Origin of the sequence: Sphaerochaeta sp., from assembly GCA_022482495.1 — a bacterium.
In the GTDB taxonomy this organism is placed as follows: Bacteria; Spirochaetota; Spirochaetia; order Sphaerochaetales; family Sphaerochaetaceae; genus RUG023.
The window spans coordinates 54,647-69,525 of the sequence record JAKVPA010000006.1 but is presented as its reverse complement, the minus strand read 5'-3'; the positions used below and the strand labels follow the sequence as shown (position 1 = coordinate 69,525).

The window sequence follows — 14,879 nt, the reverse complement described above, 5'->3', positions numbered from 1 at the left end:
TCATCCCAGTTCCTCGTAGTGTTCTGTGCCGAGATCGAGGATACGTTTGATGTGCTCATCGTTTAGACGGTACAGCACGTTGCGCCCTTCTTTTCGCCATTTGACCAGACGGCGCGCACGAAGCAGTTTGAGTTGCTGGCTGATGGTGCTCTGCTGCATGTCCAGTTCGGCGCACAGGCTGGAAACATCGGATTCACCTTCCAGCAGCACAAACAGGATCTTCAACCGGGTCGGGTCGGCAAACACCTTGAAGAATTCGGCCAGATCCACCACTTCCTCTTCCGCTATCTGAAGTTTTCCCGCCATCTTGCACCTCTGTTCTCATGATACGCGTTTCCCAGAAAAAAACAAAGTGTTGTATTTTCATTCCCCATTTTTTTCGCTACAGTGGTCTTGAGGTACGTATGGGGAAGGAAATGCTTGGATTCATTGGTCTGGGCGTCATGGGGCACTCGATGTGCTCCCACCTGCTTGACGCCGGGTATACGGTGCATGTGTACAATCGCACCAAAGCGAAAGCCGACCTTCTGGTCGCTCGGGGCGCCGTGTGGGAAGACACTCCCGCGGCGGTTGCGAAATCTTCCGATGTGGTCTTCACGATGCTTGGGTTCCCCCAGGATGTGGAACAGGTCTATTTCGGAGAGAACGGACTGCTCTCTGCGTGCCGGCATGGGCAATACTTCGTCGACATGACGACCACCAAGCCATCGCTCGCCCAAAAGATCGCAAAGGCTGCGACGGAAGCGGGATGCCACGCCTGTGACGCGCCGGTCTCCGGCGGGGACACCGGGGCGAAGAACGCCGCGCTGTCCATCATGGTCGGCGCGGAGAAAACGGTGTACGAGCACCTGCTTCCCCTCTTCCAAATCATGGGGAAAGCCATCACCTACGAAGGGATGCCGGGAATGGGCCAGCACACAAAAATGGGCAACCAGATCGTCATCGCCGGCACGATGGCCGGCATGTGCGAGGCGCTTCTGTACGCACGCAAGGCCGGACTGGATCTGGACACCATGCTCCAAACCATCAAGGCGGGCGCGGCGGGGTGCTGGAGTCTGGACAACCTTGCCCCACGGATCATCAAAGGGGATTACACCCCCGGCTTCATGATCGACCACTTCGTCAAGGACATGGGCATCGCCCTTGAGGAGAGCCGCAGGATGGGACTGTGCCTGCCCACGCTGGCGTTGGTGCAGCAACTGTACATCGCCCTGCAGGGAATGGATCTTGGCAAACTTGGCACCCAGGCGTTGGTGCTTGCGTTGGACCGCGTCAGTGGCGCGGGTTGTTTCAAGGAGTGAGCAATGAAACTGGACAATGAAGGCGCGAAACTGACCTTTGCGGATGGCTCGGAATATGTGTTGCCCGTCCTGACGGACAATATGGGCGACAAAAGCCTGAACATCACGGAACTGAGAACCAAGACGGGATACATCACCTACGACCCGGGCTTTGTCAACACGGGTAGCTGCCTCTCCTCGATCTGTTACATTGACGGGGAGAAAGGAATCCTCCGCTACCGCGGCTATGGCATCGAAGACCTTGTCGCCAACTGCGATTTCGTCGAGGTCGCCTACCTGTTGGTCAAAGGGGAGCTGCCCGATCTCAGACAACGGCAGATGTACAGCGAACTGCTCAACCGGCATTCGCTCCTGCACGTGGACATGCGGGATTTCTTCCGCAACTACCCGCAGAACGCCCACCCGATGTCCATTCTCGCCGCCATGGTTGCATCCCTGTCCGCCTTCTATCCGGAATTGGAGGAACGGGACCCTGAGGAAAACATCGACCTTACCGTCACCCGGTTGCTCTCCAAGATGCGCACCATCGCGGCATTCACCTACCGGCAGATGAACGGTCTGGATTTCGTCGACCCCTCGTACAAGTACTCGTACTGCGAGAACTTCCTCAACATGATGTTCCACACGTCAGTCAACGACTACAAACCAAACCCGATCCACGTCAAGGCGTTGAACGACCTGATGATCCTGCACGCAGACCATGAGCAGAACTGCTCCACCAGCGCGGTGCGACTGATCGGCTCCTCAGGAGCCAACCTGTACGCCTCGGTCTGCGCCGGTGTCTGCGCCCTGTGGGGCAGCAAGCACGGCGGAGCCAACCAGGCGGTGATGCAGATGCTGGAGAGCATCTACACCCGCGGCATGAGCGTTGAGGAAGTGGTACGCAAGGCGAAGGACAAGAACGAAAGCTTCCGTCTGTATGGATTCGGGCACCGCGTTTACAAGACGTATGATCCACGGGCGAAGATCGCCAAACAAATCTGCACCCAGGTGCTGGGTGAAGGAAAAGGGAACGACCCGTTGCTGCAGATCGCCCTGGAACTGGAGCATACGGCTCTGAACGATTCGTACTTCATCGAACGTCACCTGTACCCCAACGTCGACTTCTACACCGGCCTGATCTTCCACGCCATGGGCATTCCGGAGAACATGTTCACCGTGCTGTTCGCCATGGGACGCTTGCCGGGATGGATCGCCCACTGGTTGGAGTGGCGGCATGATCCGTATCAGAAACTGGGCAGACCACGACAGGTGTACAACGGTCCGCAGGAGCGGAAGGTCATCCCGCTTGCCGAACGCTGACGCCCTGATCTTCGATTTCAACGGAACCCTGTTCTGGGATACCGCATTCAATACGGCGGCCTGGGACAGGATTTCCCGAATTTATCGGAAACAACCGTACACCGAGGTGGAAATCCTCCGTTTCAACGGAAGGAACAGCAGGGAGACGGCCCGGTTCTTCTTGGGTCCTGATGTGGACGAACGGGAGATTCTCCGGGTCATTGACGAGAAGGAACGGTTCTACCGGGAACTCTGCCAGAAGGATGGAGCCCCCCGTCTTGCCCCGGGAGCGGAAGAGCTCCTTGAGGAAGCACACCGCCGGGGAATCCGGATGGCCATCGCCACCGGAGCGCCAAAGTCGAACGTGGAGAGCTACCTTCGTTGGTTTCCCATCCTTTCCCTCTTTGGAAGCGCCCTACTGTATGATGACGGAACACGAAGGGGCAAACCGGAACCGGACATCTACCGGGACGCTATGCGCGCCATCGGAGCTACCCCCCAAGAGACGGTGGTCTTCGAGGATTCCCCGCCCGGCGTGGAATCGGCAGGACGGGCCGGCATCCGGCGCATTTACATAGTGGCCAGTCCATTGGCCGAAACGGCAAAGGCGGCACGGATGCCAGGTGCGCAAGGAACGCTGACCGATTTCCGGCAGTATCTTCCCCTGCTTCCTACTTTTGGTGGCGAAGCAGGTTGAGCAGCCCTCCGGCCAGCAGCATCCCTTTCTGCTCATCCGTAGCGATAAGATCCAACGGAATGTCTTTTTGGGTGGTACGGTCATGGAGGGTGAACGAACCGCTCTCCACCATGGCGTGCACATCATCCAGTTCCAGCGTATCCCCTTGGGAGATGGATGCGTAATCCTCCGCGTTGCGGAAGACCAGCGGCAAAATGCCGAAGTTGCACAGGTTGGCCTGGTGGATCCGCTCGATGGAGAGCGCCACCACCGCCTTGACCCCCAGGTACATCGGGCAGATCGCCGCGTGCTCCCTGCTGGAACCTTGTCCGTAGGAAAGGCCGGCGATGATGAAGTTGGCGACGCCGGCATCCCGGTTGGAGGCGGCATTCTTTGCGAAATCCTTGTCGACGTTCTCAAAGACGAACGTACTGTACACCGGAATGTTGGAGCGGTATTTCAGACGGGCTCCGGCCGGCATGATGTGGTCGGTGGTGATCTTGTCCCCCACTTTGATCGTCGCCACCCCACGGATTTGGTCGGAAAGCGGGGAATTTGTCGGAGGTTCTCCGATGTTGGGCCCCCGCACCACCGTAACGGAACTTCCGTCTTTCGGTGGGAAGATGAACATCGAATCATCCGAAGCGTAGTGATCGGGAAGTTTCACCGAAGGAGCGGGGATGTCCACCGTCGTGGGATCGGTGACAACGCCGGTAATAGCGGCCAGCGCCGCCATCTCAGGACTGACCAGGTACACCTGGGCGTCCTTGGTGCCGCTGCGGCCTTCAAAGTTCCGGTTGCTGGTGCGAAGCGAGACGGCATGGCTCTTCGGACTCTGGTGGTTGCCGATGCAAAATCCGCAGGCGCTCTCCAGAATCCTCGCCCCGCTTTTGACCAGCTGGGAAAGAATGCCGTTGTCGGCGATCATCTGCAGCACTTCCCTGCTTCCCGGAGCCACCCCCAGGCTGACGGTGGGCGCCACCACATGACCGGAGAGCACCTCCGCCACTTTGGCCAGGTCGGTATAGCTTGAGTTGGTGCAGGAGCCGATCAACACCTGGTCGACCTTCATCCCGGCCAGCTCCTTGATATCCTTAATGTTCCCCGGGCTGTGTGGGCACGCCGCCTTTGGGGTGACCTTGGACAGGTCGATCTCAAACAGCCCGTCGTACACAGCGCCGGGATCGGCGCAAAGCGGCGTGTAATCCTGGGCTCTTCCCTGGGCGGTGAGGAAACGGAGCGTCTCCTTATCACTTGGGAACAGGCTGGTCGTCACACCGCACTCGGCCCCCATATTGCAGATGGTGGCGCGGGAGGGCACATCAAGGGTCGCCACGCCATCGCCGGTATACTCGAACACCGTGTTGACGTTTCCCTTGACGGTGAAATGCTCCAATACGGTGAGGATCACATCCTTTGCGGACACCCAAGGCTCTAGGTGACCGGTCAATCGGATCTCGATGACCTTCGGGGTGATCAAATGGAACGGACGCCCCGCCATGGCCAGGGCGACATCCAACCCTCCGGCGCCAATGGCAAGCGCCCCCAGCCCGCCGTCCGTCGGTGTATGGCTGTCCGAGCCGAGCAACGTGGCGCCACATTTCCCGAACCGTTCCAGATGCACCTGATGGCAAATGCCGTTTCCCGGTCGGGAAAAGACCGCGCCGATCTTCGCGGCGACGGACTGCAGGTACGCGTGGTCGTCTGCGTTTTCATACCCGACCTGCACGGTATTGTGATCGACGTAACTGACCGCAAGATCGTTCTTCACATGATCGATGCCCAGCGACTCGAATTCCAGGTACACCATCGTTCCTGTGGCGTCCTGCGTCAATGTCTGGTCAATACGAATGCCAATGTCCTTCCCCGTCTGGTACGTGCCCTCCACAAGGTGGGCGCGAAGAATTTTTTCCGTCAATGTCTGTGCCATGGTACACTCCACCGGAGATTGTACGTGAAACCTTCTTCCCTGCCTAGCCTCGCTTGGGGGAATCGGTCCGGATGAACGATTCGACGCAGACGGCCACCAGCGCGATGGCGCCGTATACGGAGAGGATCCGTGAGAAGCTCTGGTATTGGTAGATGGCGCCGCCGGCCACCGAACCGGTGATCTGCCCCACCGTCAGCAGAATCTCGTGGATGGCCATCCGTCGGGCACGCTTCTGGCAACCGGCAACCCCATGGAACATGGACAGCGAGTAGCCGAAGGCGAACACCACGCCAAAGGCAAGGAAACAGAGGCCGAACACCAAAGCCGAGCGGATCATCGCGCCCCAGAAACAGACCAACGCAAATCCCAATTGGGAAAACAAAATGGTTTTCCTGCTGAACTGCCAGAAATGGGTTTTCGCCAGGAAGACGAAGGTGAAACAGGTAGCGACACCTCGGATCAACAGCAACAGGCCGGTCATCGACTCGCTGATGCCCAGCTCATCCTGGGCGTACAGAGGAAAAATGTTCTGCACGACGCTCATGCCGGTGTACACCAGAACGATGCCTGCCCAGCAGAAAAACCGCAGCGGCGTGCTGTGGTCCTCCTGGACCGTCTCCTGTCGGGAGACATTCTCACTGGGAAGGGCGCGCATGCCGGGCACAAAATGGGCGAACAGGCTGACATACGCGGCCAGCCCGAAAAGCATGGCGATGCCCACCCAGAACGCAAGCGTCACGGAGACTTCCACCAACATGCCTGCGAACAACGTCGACACCCCGGCGGCAAAGCTCCAGGAGAAGTTGAAGCTGTTGGACGCCTTGTTCAACGCCTCCCCTTCTTTTCCTCGGGAGAACCAGGCCTCGATGGAAGGCCAGAGCATACTCATGAACACGCCATACAACGCCAATCCGAGATATGCCACCCATAACAGGTGGGCGCGGACAAACAACAGCAGGGAAGAACCCATGCCAACCAGCGCCAACGCCACGGCGTACCGGGGTTTCATCGCGCTGACCAGACGTGCCAGGCAGAGGCAGCCGATCAGATAGCTGAACGTGCTGACGCTGGTCCCCACGCCGATCTGCGAGGGGGTGAGCAAGAAGACGGAACGAAGGTAATAGACCAACGAAAGCGCCATCATGGAGATGGCGGTGTTGGCGAAAAAACTCGCCGAATTCAATACCCAGGACTGCAATGTATCGCTCTTTGTTTGCATGGCAAAGGAAGGTATACACGAGTGGAGCGCTCTTGTCTAGCGAAGCCAAACAAGATACATTGGAGCCATGAACAATGACATCCTGGGCAATGCGCCGTTGTGGTCCGCTTTCCTTGCGTTCTTTGGCGCGCAATTTCTCAAGCCGTTCATCACGCTTGCGTTGGAGCGATCGTGGAATCCCCACGCAGCCTTCTCCACCGGCGGAATGCCTTCCAGCCATACGGCGGGAGTGGTTGCCCTGATTGTTTCCATTGGCATGACCATAGGATGCGGTACGGTGGAATTCGCCATCGCCTGCTGTTTCGGCGCCATCACGATCCATGATGCCATGGGAATCCGCCGGGCCGCGGGAAAGCAGGCTGAAGTGATCAACGAATGGAGCTCCATCCTTTCGGACATCCACAAGGACGGGAGGTTCACCCAGGAGCATTTGAAGACGATGCTGGGTCATTCGTTCCCCCAGGTGTTCGGAGGCGCCGTCTTTGGCGCGGTGGTGGGTTTCCTGATCACCTATTTCTTCAAGTAATTCCAAATCATCAGAGGTAAAAGATGAAAAAAGTATGGATTGTGTTGCTTTGTGTTTTGGCGTGTGGTGTGGTCTTCGCCGGTGGGGCGAAGGAGAGCGCGCCATCGGAAGCGAAGAGCTATGTGTTCGCCGCTGACGCGACCTGGCCTCCGCTTGAGTTCATTGATGAGAAAGGCAACCTGACGGGATTTGAAGTCGAGTTGATGCCGGCCATCGGAAAGGAAGTCGGCGTCACCATGACGGTGAAGAACATCCCATGGGACACCATTTTCGCAGGTCTTGCCAACGGCGCGTATGACGGTGTCTCCTCCGGCGTCACCGTGACGGAAGAGCGCAAGCAGACAATGGATTTCTCCACGCCGATCCTGTCCAATGGACAGGTGGTGATCATCCGCGCGGCGGACAAGGACAAGTACGCATCGATCAACGATCTCTCCGGAAAGAAGATCGGCGTGCAGATCGGCACCACCGGCGATTTCGCCCTGGCCGACTACCCGGTCGTCCCCAAACAGTACGATGACATCGGGCTTGCCATCGAAGACATGCTGAACGGCAACCTTGAGGCGTGCGTCTGTGACTCCTTGATCGCCAGCGACTTCGTGCTCTCCAACGAGAACTACAAAGGCAGACTGCTGTTGGCCGGTGAGCCGTTCACCCAGGAGGACATCGCCATTGCCGTCAAGAAAGGCAACACCGAGTTGCTCAACCTGGTCAACCAAGGCTTGGCAGCCATGGAGAAAGATGGCTCCCTCGCCGCGTTGAAGCAGAAATGGAACATCCTGTAACCAATTGGGTTTGTATGCAACGCGCTTCCCTCCGGGGAAGCGTTTTTTTTGATTTCTTTCCTCCTCAAAACGAATTATTCAAAAAATATCAGAATTATTACTGTATAATTATGCTCGATTAGTTGACATAGATTGCATATATATGCATAATCTCTGGTAATTCGAGGTGAGGAATGATGAAAAAAACAGGAATCGTACTTTTGATAATGCTGATGGTTGTCGGCTCGTTTGCGTTCGCCCAAGGGCAGAAAGAAGCGGTCGGCACGGAAAAAGACAGCTATGTGTTCGCGGGGAACGCCGAATGGCCGCCGTTGGAATTTGTGGATGAGAAGGGAGATGTCGTAGGATTCGAGGTCGATATGCTGAAGGAGATCGAAAAGATTTCCGGCAAGAAGATCACCTACCGGAACGTCGCGTGGGACGGCATCTTCGCGGGCCTTGCCAACGGCGCGTACGACGCGGTTGCTTCCGGCGTTTCGGTGACGGAAGAGAGGAAAGCCACGATGGATTTCTCCACCCCGTTCATGACGATCACCCAGGCGATCATCGCGCCGGTGGACCATCCTGAGCTGAAGGATCTGAAGAGTCTTGCCGGCAAAACCGTCGGGACCCAGATGGGGACCACGGGAGACCTGTATCTGAAGGATCAGGACGCGGCGGACCCCACGCTGAACATCGACGTCAAGGGATATGACTCCATCGGACTGGCCGTGGAGGACCTCCTGAACGGAAACCTGGATGCCGTTGTCTGTGACAGCATCATCGCCAGCGACTATGTGCTTTCCAACCCGAACTACAAGGGCAAGATGATCGTCACCGGCAAAGCGAGCGACATCGGGGAGCCGATCGCCATCGCCATCAAGAAAGGCGACAGCGCCTTGCTGAAGATCGTCAACGACGCCATCGCCCAGATGCAGAAGGATGGCACGCTGGATACGCTGAGCAAGAAATGGAACATCCTGTAACCGGATGAGGGAAGATACGGAGGGCCGGAGACGGCCCTCTTTTTGTTTTTCACGGAATAAATATGCATACAGCTTGACAGGCTTTGCATGAAACAGGAAGATTTACCCTATCTAATCGTATGAAAGGCGCATATGGATACTGAACTGCAAGACGTGGAGAAACGTGCTCTGCGCAAAGACCAGATGGTTTCGATTGATCCGACCTCACCGAAGAAAAAGAACGTGACCATCCAGATGACGGACGGGGTGTTGATACCCCGCAAGGATGACAATCATGTGCTGAACGCGTGGAGGTTGACGTTCTTTGGGGCGTTGCTCCTCCTCCTTGGGTTGGTGTTCCTCAAACCGAAACCGTACCGGGATATCTTCCTGGTGTGTATCAAAGGCGCACCGGTGACCTTCGAAGCCACCATCTTCGCCATGATCTTCACCGTGATCATCGGTACGATCACCGGGCTGGGCGCCGTCTCCAAACACCGGTGGGTCAACATGATCAGCGGCGTATACGTGGAGTTGATCCGCGGCATCCCGCTTCTGGTACAGATCATCTTCATCTACTACGCCATGGGACGGTTCTTCAAAGTGGAAGGAATGGTCGCCGCCGTTGCGGCGCTTTCCATCTGTTTCGGCGCCTACATGGGCGAAATCATCCGCGCCGGTATCCAGGCCACCCCGAAAGGGCAGATGGAAGCCGCCATCGCGTTGGGCATGACCAGGGCGCAGGCGTTCCGCTACGTGGTGCTTCCCCAGACCGTAAAAGTAGTGTTGCCGGCCATCGGCAACGAGTTCATCTCCATGTTGAAGGATTCCTCGTTGGTTTCCACCATTGCGTTGGCGGACATCCTGCGCAAAGGCCGGGAGTACATTTCCCGCACGTTCCTTTCCCTGGAGACGATGTTGATCGTCGCGTTGATCTATCTGATCATCACGTTGATCCTCTCCCGCCTCGTGGGAATGCTCGAGGAAAGGCTGCACGAAAATGGCTAGAATCGTCATCAAGGATCTTTGCAAGGACTACTCCACCGGCAGAGGAAAAACCATCCATGCGGTACGGGACGCATCCCTCACCGTGGAGAACGGAGAGGTTGTCGTCATCATCGGGCCGTCCGGCTCTGGCAAATCAACGTTGCTCCGGTCGATCAACAAGCTGGAGATTCCCACGAGCGGTCACATCTTCATCGACAAGGATGATGTGACCAGCCCTTCCACCGACATCCGCAAGATCCGGGAGGAAGTGGGCATGGTGTTCCAGAGCTTCAACCTGTTCCCCCATCTGTCCGTGATGGACAACATCACCCTCTCCCCGATCAAAGTGAAGAAAATGGGGGATGCGGAGGCGAAGGAACTGGGGATGAAACTGCTCAAGCAGGTGGGTTTGGAAGACAAGGCCAATGCCTTCCCCAACCAGCTTTCCGGCGGACAGCAGCAACGAGTCGCCATCGCCAGGGCCTTGGCGATGCAGCCACAGGCGATGCTGTTCGATGAACCGACCTCCGCGTTGGATCCCGAGATGATCAAGGAAGTGCTGGATGTCATGCTGGATCTGGCCAAGAGCGGCATGACGATGCTCCTGGTCACCCATGAGATGGGGTTCGCCCGGGCCGCCGCCGACAAGGTGGTGTTCATGGACAACGGAGAGATCATCGAGACGGGGACGCCGGACGAGCTGTTCACCCATCCAACCAACGAACGGACGAAGAGTTTTCTGGACCATATCCTGTAATCCTCTTTTCATCCTCGGACAAAGAAGGTACATTTTCCCCTATGGGAAAACACGCAAAGCCTTCCGGAGCGGAACAATTCGACACCTACTACCGTGGGGTTTTCGGCCAACGGTGGGATGCTCTCTGCGCTGCTCTTGGCAAGGAGCGATCTCCCATCGCGTTCACCGATGGATTGACCACCCCGTATTTCCTGGATGAAGCCTCCCTTTGGGCCGCGCGCCTCCTCCCGGTACACGAAGGGGACCAAGTCCTTGACATGTGCGCGGCTCCTGGAGGAAAGACACTGGTCATCGCTTCCCAGCTCAGGGGAACCGGACGCCTTGTCAGCAACGACCGCTCCGCCGATCGCCGGAACCGTCTCCTGTCCGTCATCAAGGATCATCTGCCGGCTCCGTGGCAGAACGCCGTCACTGTCACCGGATATGATGCAGCCCAATGGGGAATACACCAACAGGAAGCGTTCGACGCCATTCTGCTTGACGCCCCCTGCTCCAGTGAGCGGCACGTCCTGACCAGTCCTTCGGCGCTGTCCCAGTGGTCGCCTTCCCGTCCCAAACGGCTTGCCATCGGGCAGTTCGCCATGCTGTGCTCCGCCCTTGAAGCAGTGAAGGTCGGAGGGGTGATCCTGTACAGCACCTGCGCCATCACCCCGGAAGAGGATGAGATGGTCATCCAAAAGCTCTCGGAACGAAGAAAAGGCAGATTTTCCTTGCTTCCCACCCGCCTCCCCCAGGGAGAGGCGCGTTCCTTTGGGAGCATCATTCTGCCGGATACGGCGGAAGGAAGAGGCCCGATGTATGTCTGTATGATCAGGAGGGAATCATGAGCACCGTCACTATTGTATCCTGCCCGACGTATGACGCCGAGCCGTTGGAGAAGGCGATTCAACAGGTTGCTGGGGATCCCTCGTTTCCCGTGGTACGGGACAAAATCGTGTTGCTCAAACCAAACATTCTCTCTGACGCAAAAGCTTCCTCGGCCATCACCACCAATCCGGCGGTACTCCGTGCCGTCATTCATCTGCTGAAGCGCCAGGGAGCGAAAGAAATCCTGGTGGGGGATTCACCGGGACTGCAGGGGGCGGGATTTGTCCCCCGCGCTTCTGGCATCGCCGATGTATGCGAGGCGGAAGGCGTGAGCTGGGTTGATTTCACCAAGGACCCCATCGTCCACCCAATCCCGTACACCCGGCACATCAGCCTGCCATTGACACGGGCGTTGGAGACGGCCGACGTGTTGATCTCCCTCCCCAAGTTCAAGACCCACCGCCTGATGTACGTCACTGGAGCGGCGAAAAACCAATTTGGTTTGGTTCCATCGCTCCATAAGAGCGCCTGTCATGTGAAATGCACCTCCCGCCGACGCTTCGCCGACCTGATCGTCGGCATCAACGCCGTCGCCAAGCCGGCGTTCGCCATCATGGACGCCGTCGTCGGCATGGAAGGGGAAGGTCCGGCCAACGGAAATCCCCGGCATGTCGGGCTTCTGTTGGGCTCTTCGGATGTCATCGCCCTGGATTGGGCGGAAGCGACGATCATGGGCTATGACCCCCTTACCATCCCGATCATCGCCTCGGGTCTGGAACATCATCTGGGGGAAAAGCCCACCTACCCCGCGCTGGATGCAAAGGATCTGGTCATCACGGATTTTGAATGTGTCCCTCAACAGGACGGAAGCCATCTGTTCCGTAATCTGCTCATTCCGTTCCTCACCCGACCGTTCCACCGCCACGCCATTCGTGTGGAACGCCCCGGCCCCACAATTCGGTTCCCCCAATTGTATTCTCTGCAAGAAATGCATCCGTATCTGTCCCGCACACGCCTTGACAACCGACGGCAAACGGATTGTAATCGACACGCGAGTCTGCGTCCGTTGTTACTGTTGCCACGAGGTGTGCCCGGCGAACGCGATCACCATCAAGGAATCATAAGGATGGATACGCGAACATTGTTCTGGAGCGTCTTGTTGTCTTTTATCCCGATCAGCGAACTGCGCGGCGGGATACCCTATGGATATTTCAACGGGATCGATTGGTACGTCATCACCCCGGTATGCGTGCTGGCCAACGCGTTGGTCACGCTCCTGGCATGGTGGTTCCTGGAAACCGTCAACAACACCCTGTGCAAGATTCCCGCCTACCATCGTTGGTTCGATCGGTTCTTGGTCAAAGCCCAGCTGAAAGTCGCGCCCAAGGTGACGAAATACGGATACCTGGGATTGCTGTTCTTCGTCGCCATTCCTCTTCCGATTACCGGCGCGTGGACGGGTACCGTCGCCGCGTGGGTCTTGGGACTGGAAAAGCGCAAAGCGCAGAAATACATCGCGTTGGGCGTCTGCATCGCCGGCGCCGTCGTCATCGCCATCTGTCTGGGTGGCCGGAGCGTCGGCTCCATCTTCATCAAGCGCGTCTGACATGCGAACCTTTGATCTCTCCACAGAACTGAACGGCGAGCAGTGCAAGGCCGCATCCCAGATCGATGGCCCGCTCCTCGTCATTGCAGGAGCCGGCAGCGGCAAAACCCGGATGCTCACCTATCGGATCGCAAACCTCCTGCAGCACGGCATCCCGGAATCCGCCATTCTGGCGTTGACCTTCACCAACAAGGCCGCGCGGGAGATGGGGGAACGGGTGCGATCGCTTACGGAAAGCCCGCTCCAGCACCTGACCACCACCACGTTCCACAGCTTCGGCATGGGCGTACTGAAACAGTACATCCAGTTTTTGGGATACAAGAACAATTTCACCATCTACGACACCAGTGACAAGCTCGCGTTGATCCGCGAGATGATCGTCGAGGCGGATGATGATCCGGACACGTACGATCTGTACGACCTTTCCCATCTGTTCTCCGACATCAAGACCAAGCGGACTGCCCCCGCCCAAGGGAAAACCGGGGCGTTGTACCAGGAGTACGGCAAACTGCTCAAAGCGTACAACGCCGTGGACTTCGATGATTTGATCACCCTGCCGTTGGTTCTGTTCGAGCGTCGTCCGGACGTTCTGAAAGCCCTCAGGGAACGATTCCGCTACATTCTTGTGGATGAGTTCCAGGACACTTCCCTCTGCCAGTACCGGATGGTTTCCGCCCTGGCCAAAGAGAGCAGGAACCTCTGCGTCGTGGGGGATGACGACCAGAGCATCTACAGCTGGAGAGGCGCCAACTACCAGAACCTTCTGTTGTTCGAGCAGGAATTTCCCGAACGGAAAGAGATCAAGCTGGAGGAGAACTACCGCTCCAGCGGCATCATCCTGGAAGCCGCCAATGATTTGATCGTCCACAACAAGGATCGCAAGGACAAGAAACTCTGGACAGACAACGAACGAGGCTCGACCATTCGGATCGTCCATCCATTGGATGGGGACTTCGAGGCTCAGGAGATCTGTGACACCATCCGGGACGAAATGGCGAAGGACCCCCGTCTGACCTACGATGATTTCGCCATTCTGGTGCGGACCAACCGGCTGCTCTCCCCCATCGGGGACAAACTGGAGACGGAGAACATCCCGGTCAACGTGACCGGCGGGCCCAACCTGCTGGACCGCAAGGAAGTGCGGGACGTCCTCTCCTACCTGAAATGCGCCGCAAATCCGGAAGATGACATCAACCTGCTGAGGATCATCAACACGCCGCCACGGGGCATTGGACGGGTGACGCTCGAAAAAATCCGTACCGTCGCCGACACGTTTGATTGCCCGTTGATCGACGCCATCCGTCGATGCGCCGTCACGGAAGACGTTTCCATCTCCCCGTCGGTGAAAAAAACGCTTTCCCGCTTCACCGAACTCTTGGACGCCTATACGGGAACGTTCGCTGAACCACGCGGCAAAGGGGAGGCGCTCCGGATGCTGGTCGATGAGATCGGGTACAAGGAATATCTGATGGACCAGCATCCGGAAAACGAAAAGCTGGTCTCCTACCAGATGAACGGCATTTTGATCTTCATCAAAAAGCTGACCCGTTTCGAACAGCAACACCCGGGAGCCCCCATCGGCATGTTCCTGTCTCAAATTTCCCTGGATAGCGGCGATGATGACGAACAGACGATGGGAAAGGTTTCGTTGATGACGATGCACGCCGCCAAGGGGCTTGAGTTCCATACCGTGTTTCTCGCCGCCGTGGAAGAGCCGTACGTTCCCAGCGGAAAAGCGCTGGAGGAGGATCCCCGGAACATCGACGAGGAACGCCGCCTGTTCTATGTAGCCATCACCCGGGCGAAACGCAACCTGATCATCTCCTCCTGCCAGAAGCGGGACAAGAACGGCAAGGAAGTGGATTGCGTACCCTCCCGGTTTCTTCAGGAAATCCCCCAGAGCCTGTTTGATGAGGAAGATCCTGACCGGCAGCTCTCTGGTGATGAATTTGACGAAAAACTGAAGAAAATGCTTGCAATGTTCGGGGGATGAGCCCCACCCTCCTCGCTTGCAAAGTGTCGGTCAACAGGGTATGTTCTCCTCATACCCAGGTTCATCA

The 14,879-nt window shown here is 57.3% G+C and carries 15 protein-coding genes and 1 pseudogene; 13 read left to right on the top strand and 3 right to left on the bottom strand.

Features of this window, described 5'->3' with window-relative positions; all coding sequences use genetic code 11:
• Nucleotides 1-306, bottom strand: coding sequence for a metalloregulator ArsR/SmtB family transcription factor (locus LKE28_07940; GenBank protein ID MCH3908157.1), 306 nt, complete (start codon nt 304-306; stop codon nt 1-3).
• A gap of 110 nt (nt 307-416) precedes the next feature.
• Here LKE28_07940 and LKE28_07935 point away from each other — a divergent pair, with 110 nt between their 5' ends.
• Genes LKE28_07935 through LKE28_07925 form a run of 3 tightly spaced genes read left to right on the top strand, consistent with a single transcriptional unit; the run spans nt 417 to nt 3,279 of the window.
• On the top strand, nt 417-1,301 hold the full coding sequence (locus LKE28_07935; GenBank protein MCH3908156.1) for an NAD(P)-dependent oxidoreductase: 885 nt from the start codon (nt 417-419) through the stop codon (nt 1,299-1,301).
• Nucleotides 1,302-1,304: 3 nt separating this feature from the next.
• On the top strand, nt 1,305-2,603 hold the full coding sequence (locus tag LKE28_07930) for a citrate synthase (GenBank protein ID MCH3908155.1): 1,299 nt from the start codon (nt 1,305-1,307) through the stop codon (nt 2,601-2,603).
• Complete coding sequence (locus tag LKE28_07925; GenBank protein ID MCH3908154.1) at nt 2,590-3,279, top strand: HAD family hydrolase; 690 nt, start codon at nt 2,590-2,592, stop codon at nt 3,277-3,279. The genes LKE28_07930 and LKE28_07925 overlap by 14 nt, the downstream gene beginning before the upstream one ends.
• On the opposite strand, the gene LKE28_07920 is transcribed toward LKE28_07925, so the two are convergent.
• On the bottom strand, nt 3,254-5,188 hold the full coding sequence (locus LKE28_07920) for an aconitate hydratase (protein ID MCH3908153.1): 1,935 nt from the start codon (nt 5,186-5,188) through the stop codon (nt 3,254-3,256). The genes LKE28_07925 and LKE28_07920 overlap by 26 nt on opposite strands.
• A gap of 43 nt (nt 5,189-5,231) precedes the next feature.
• Nucleotides 5,232-6,407 (bottom strand): MFS transporter, encoded by a 1,176-nt coding sequence (locus tag LKE28_07915; GenBank protein ID MCH3908152.1) that lies wholly within the window; start codon nt 6,405-6,407, stop codon nt 5,232-5,234.
• A 67-nt stretch (nt 6,408-6,474) separates the two neighbouring features.
• On the opposite strand from LKE28_07915, the gene LKE28_07910 reads away from it, so the two are divergent.
• The 10 genes and pseudogenes from LKE28_07910 (at nt 6,475) to LKE28_07865 (ending at nt 14,812) form a co-directional block, all read left to right on the top strand.
• Nucleotides 6,475-6,933 (top strand): divergent PAP2 family protein, encoded by a 459-nt coding sequence (locus tag LKE28_07910; GenBank protein MCH3908151.1) that lies wholly within the window; start codon nt 6,475-6,477, stop codon nt 6,931-6,933.
• Between the two features lie 23 nt (nt 6,934-6,956).
• On the top strand, nt 6,957-7,718 hold the full coding sequence (locus tag LKE28_07905; GenBank protein ID MCH3908150.1) for a basic amino acid ABC transporter substrate-binding protein: 762 nt from the start codon (nt 6,957-6,959) through the stop codon (nt 7,716-7,718).
• Between the two features lie 206 nt (nt 7,719-7,924).
• Nucleotides 7,925-8,683 carry a basic amino acid ABC transporter substrate-binding protein gene (locus LKE28_07900; protein ID MCH3908149.1) on the top strand — a complete coding sequence of 253 codons (759 nt, stop codon included), beginning with the start codon at nt 7,925-7,927 and terminating at the stop codon, nt 8,681-8,683.
• Between the two features lie 132 nt (nt 8,684-8,815).
• Nucleotides 8,816-9,670: an amino acid ABC transporter permease gene (locus LKE28_07895; protein ID MCH3908148.1), complete on the top strand. Its 855-nt coding sequence runs from the start codon at nt 8,816-8,818 to the stop codon at nt 9,668-9,670.
• Complete coding sequence (locus LKE28_07890) at nt 9,663-10,406, top strand: amino acid ABC transporter ATP-binding protein (GenBank protein MCH3908147.1); 744 nt, start codon at nt 9,663-9,665, stop codon at nt 10,404-10,406. The genes LKE28_07895 and LKE28_07890 overlap by 8 nt, the downstream gene beginning before the upstream one ends.
• A gap of 41 nt (nt 10,407-10,447) precedes the next feature.
• Nucleotides 10,448-11,233, top strand: a complete 786-nt coding sequence (locus LKE28_07885; GenBank protein MCH3908146.1) for an RsmB/NOP family class I SAM-dependent RNA methyltransferase — start codon at nt 10,448-10,450, stop codon at nt 11,231-11,233.
• Nucleotides 11,230-11,871 (top strand): annotated as a pseudogene (locus LKE28_07880) (DUF362 domain-containing protein). The gene LKE28_07885 and the pseudogene LKE28_07880 overlap by 4 nt, the downstream one beginning before the upstream one ends.
• A gap of 157 nt (nt 11,872-12,028) precedes the next feature.
• Complete coding sequence (locus tag LKE28_07875; protein MCH3908145.1) at nt 12,029-12,337, top strand: 4Fe-4S binding protein; 309 nt, start codon at nt 12,029-12,031, stop codon at nt 12,335-12,337.
• Between the two features lie 2 nt (nt 12,338-12,339).
• On the top strand, nt 12,340-12,819 hold the full coding sequence (locus LKE28_07870) for a small multi-drug export protein (GenBank protein ID MCH3908144.1): 480 nt from the start codon (nt 12,340-12,342) through the stop codon (nt 12,817-12,819).
• Nucleotide 12,820: 1 nt separating this feature from the next.
• Entirely contained in the window at nt 12,821-14,812 is a 1,992-nt protein-coding gene (locus tag LKE28_07865; GenBank protein ID MCH3908143.1) for a UvrD-helicase domain-containing protein, read from the top strand.
• Nucleotides 14,813-14,879: the final 67 nt, after the last annotated feature.

Excerpts from the sequence above, each read along its gene's own strand:
- LKE28_07915 (MCH3908152.1), bottom strand. The coding sequence starts at position 6,407 with ATGCAAACAAAGAGCGATACATTGCAGTCCTGGGTATTGAATTCGGCG.
- LKE28_07885 (MCH3908146.1), top strand. The coding sequence starts at position 10,448 with ATGGGAAAACACGCAAAGCCTTCCGGAGCGGAACAATTCGACACCTAC.
- LKE28_07900 (MCH3908149.1), top strand. The coding sequence starts at position 7,925 with ATGCTGATGGTTGTCGGCTCGTTTGCGTTCGCCCAAGGGCAGAAAGAA.
- LKE28_07890 (MCH3908147.1), top strand. The coding sequence starts at position 9,663 with ATGGCTAGAATCGTCATCAAGGATCTTTGCAAGGACTACTCCACCGGC.
- LKE28_07895 (MCH3908148.1), top strand. The coding sequence starts at position 8,816 with ATGGATACTGAACTGCAAGACGTGGAGAAACGTGCTCTGCGCAAAGAC.
- LKE28_07935 (MCH3908156.1), top strand. The coding sequence starts at position 417 with ATGCTTGGATTCATTGGTCTGGGCGTCATGGGGCACTCGATGTGCTCC.
- LKE28_07865 (MCH3908143.1), top strand. The coding sequence starts at position 12,821 with ATGCGAACCTTTGATCTCTCCACAGAACTGAACGGCGAGCAGTGCAAG.
- LKE28_07940 (MCH3908157.1), bottom strand. The coding sequence starts at position 306 with ATGGCGGGAAAACTTCAGATAGCGGAAGAGGAAGTGGTGGATCTGGCC.
- LKE28_07870 (MCH3908144.1), top strand. The coding sequence starts at position 12,340 with ATGGATACGCGAACATTGTTCTGGAGCGTCTTGTTGTCTTTTATCCCG.
- LKE28_07910 (MCH3908151.1), top strand. The coding sequence starts at position 6,475 with ATGAACAATGACATCCTGGGCAATGCGCCGTTGTGGTCCGCTTTCCTT.
- LKE28_07875 (MCH3908145.1), top strand. The coding sequence starts at position 12,029 with ATGCAAAGGATCTGGTCATCACGGATTTTGAATGTGTCCCTCAACAGG.
- LKE28_07920 (MCH3908153.1), bottom strand. The coding sequence starts at position 5,188 with ATGGCACAGACATTGACGGAAAAAATTCTTCGCGCCCACCTTGTGGAG.
- LKE28_07905 (MCH3908150.1), top strand. The coding sequence starts at position 6,957 with ATGAAAAAAGTATGGATTGTGTTGCTTTGTGTTTTGGCGTGTGGTGTG.
- LKE28_07930 (MCH3908155.1), top strand. The coding sequence starts at position 1,305 with ATGAAACTGGACAATGAAGGCGCGAAACTGACCTTTGCGGATGGCTCG.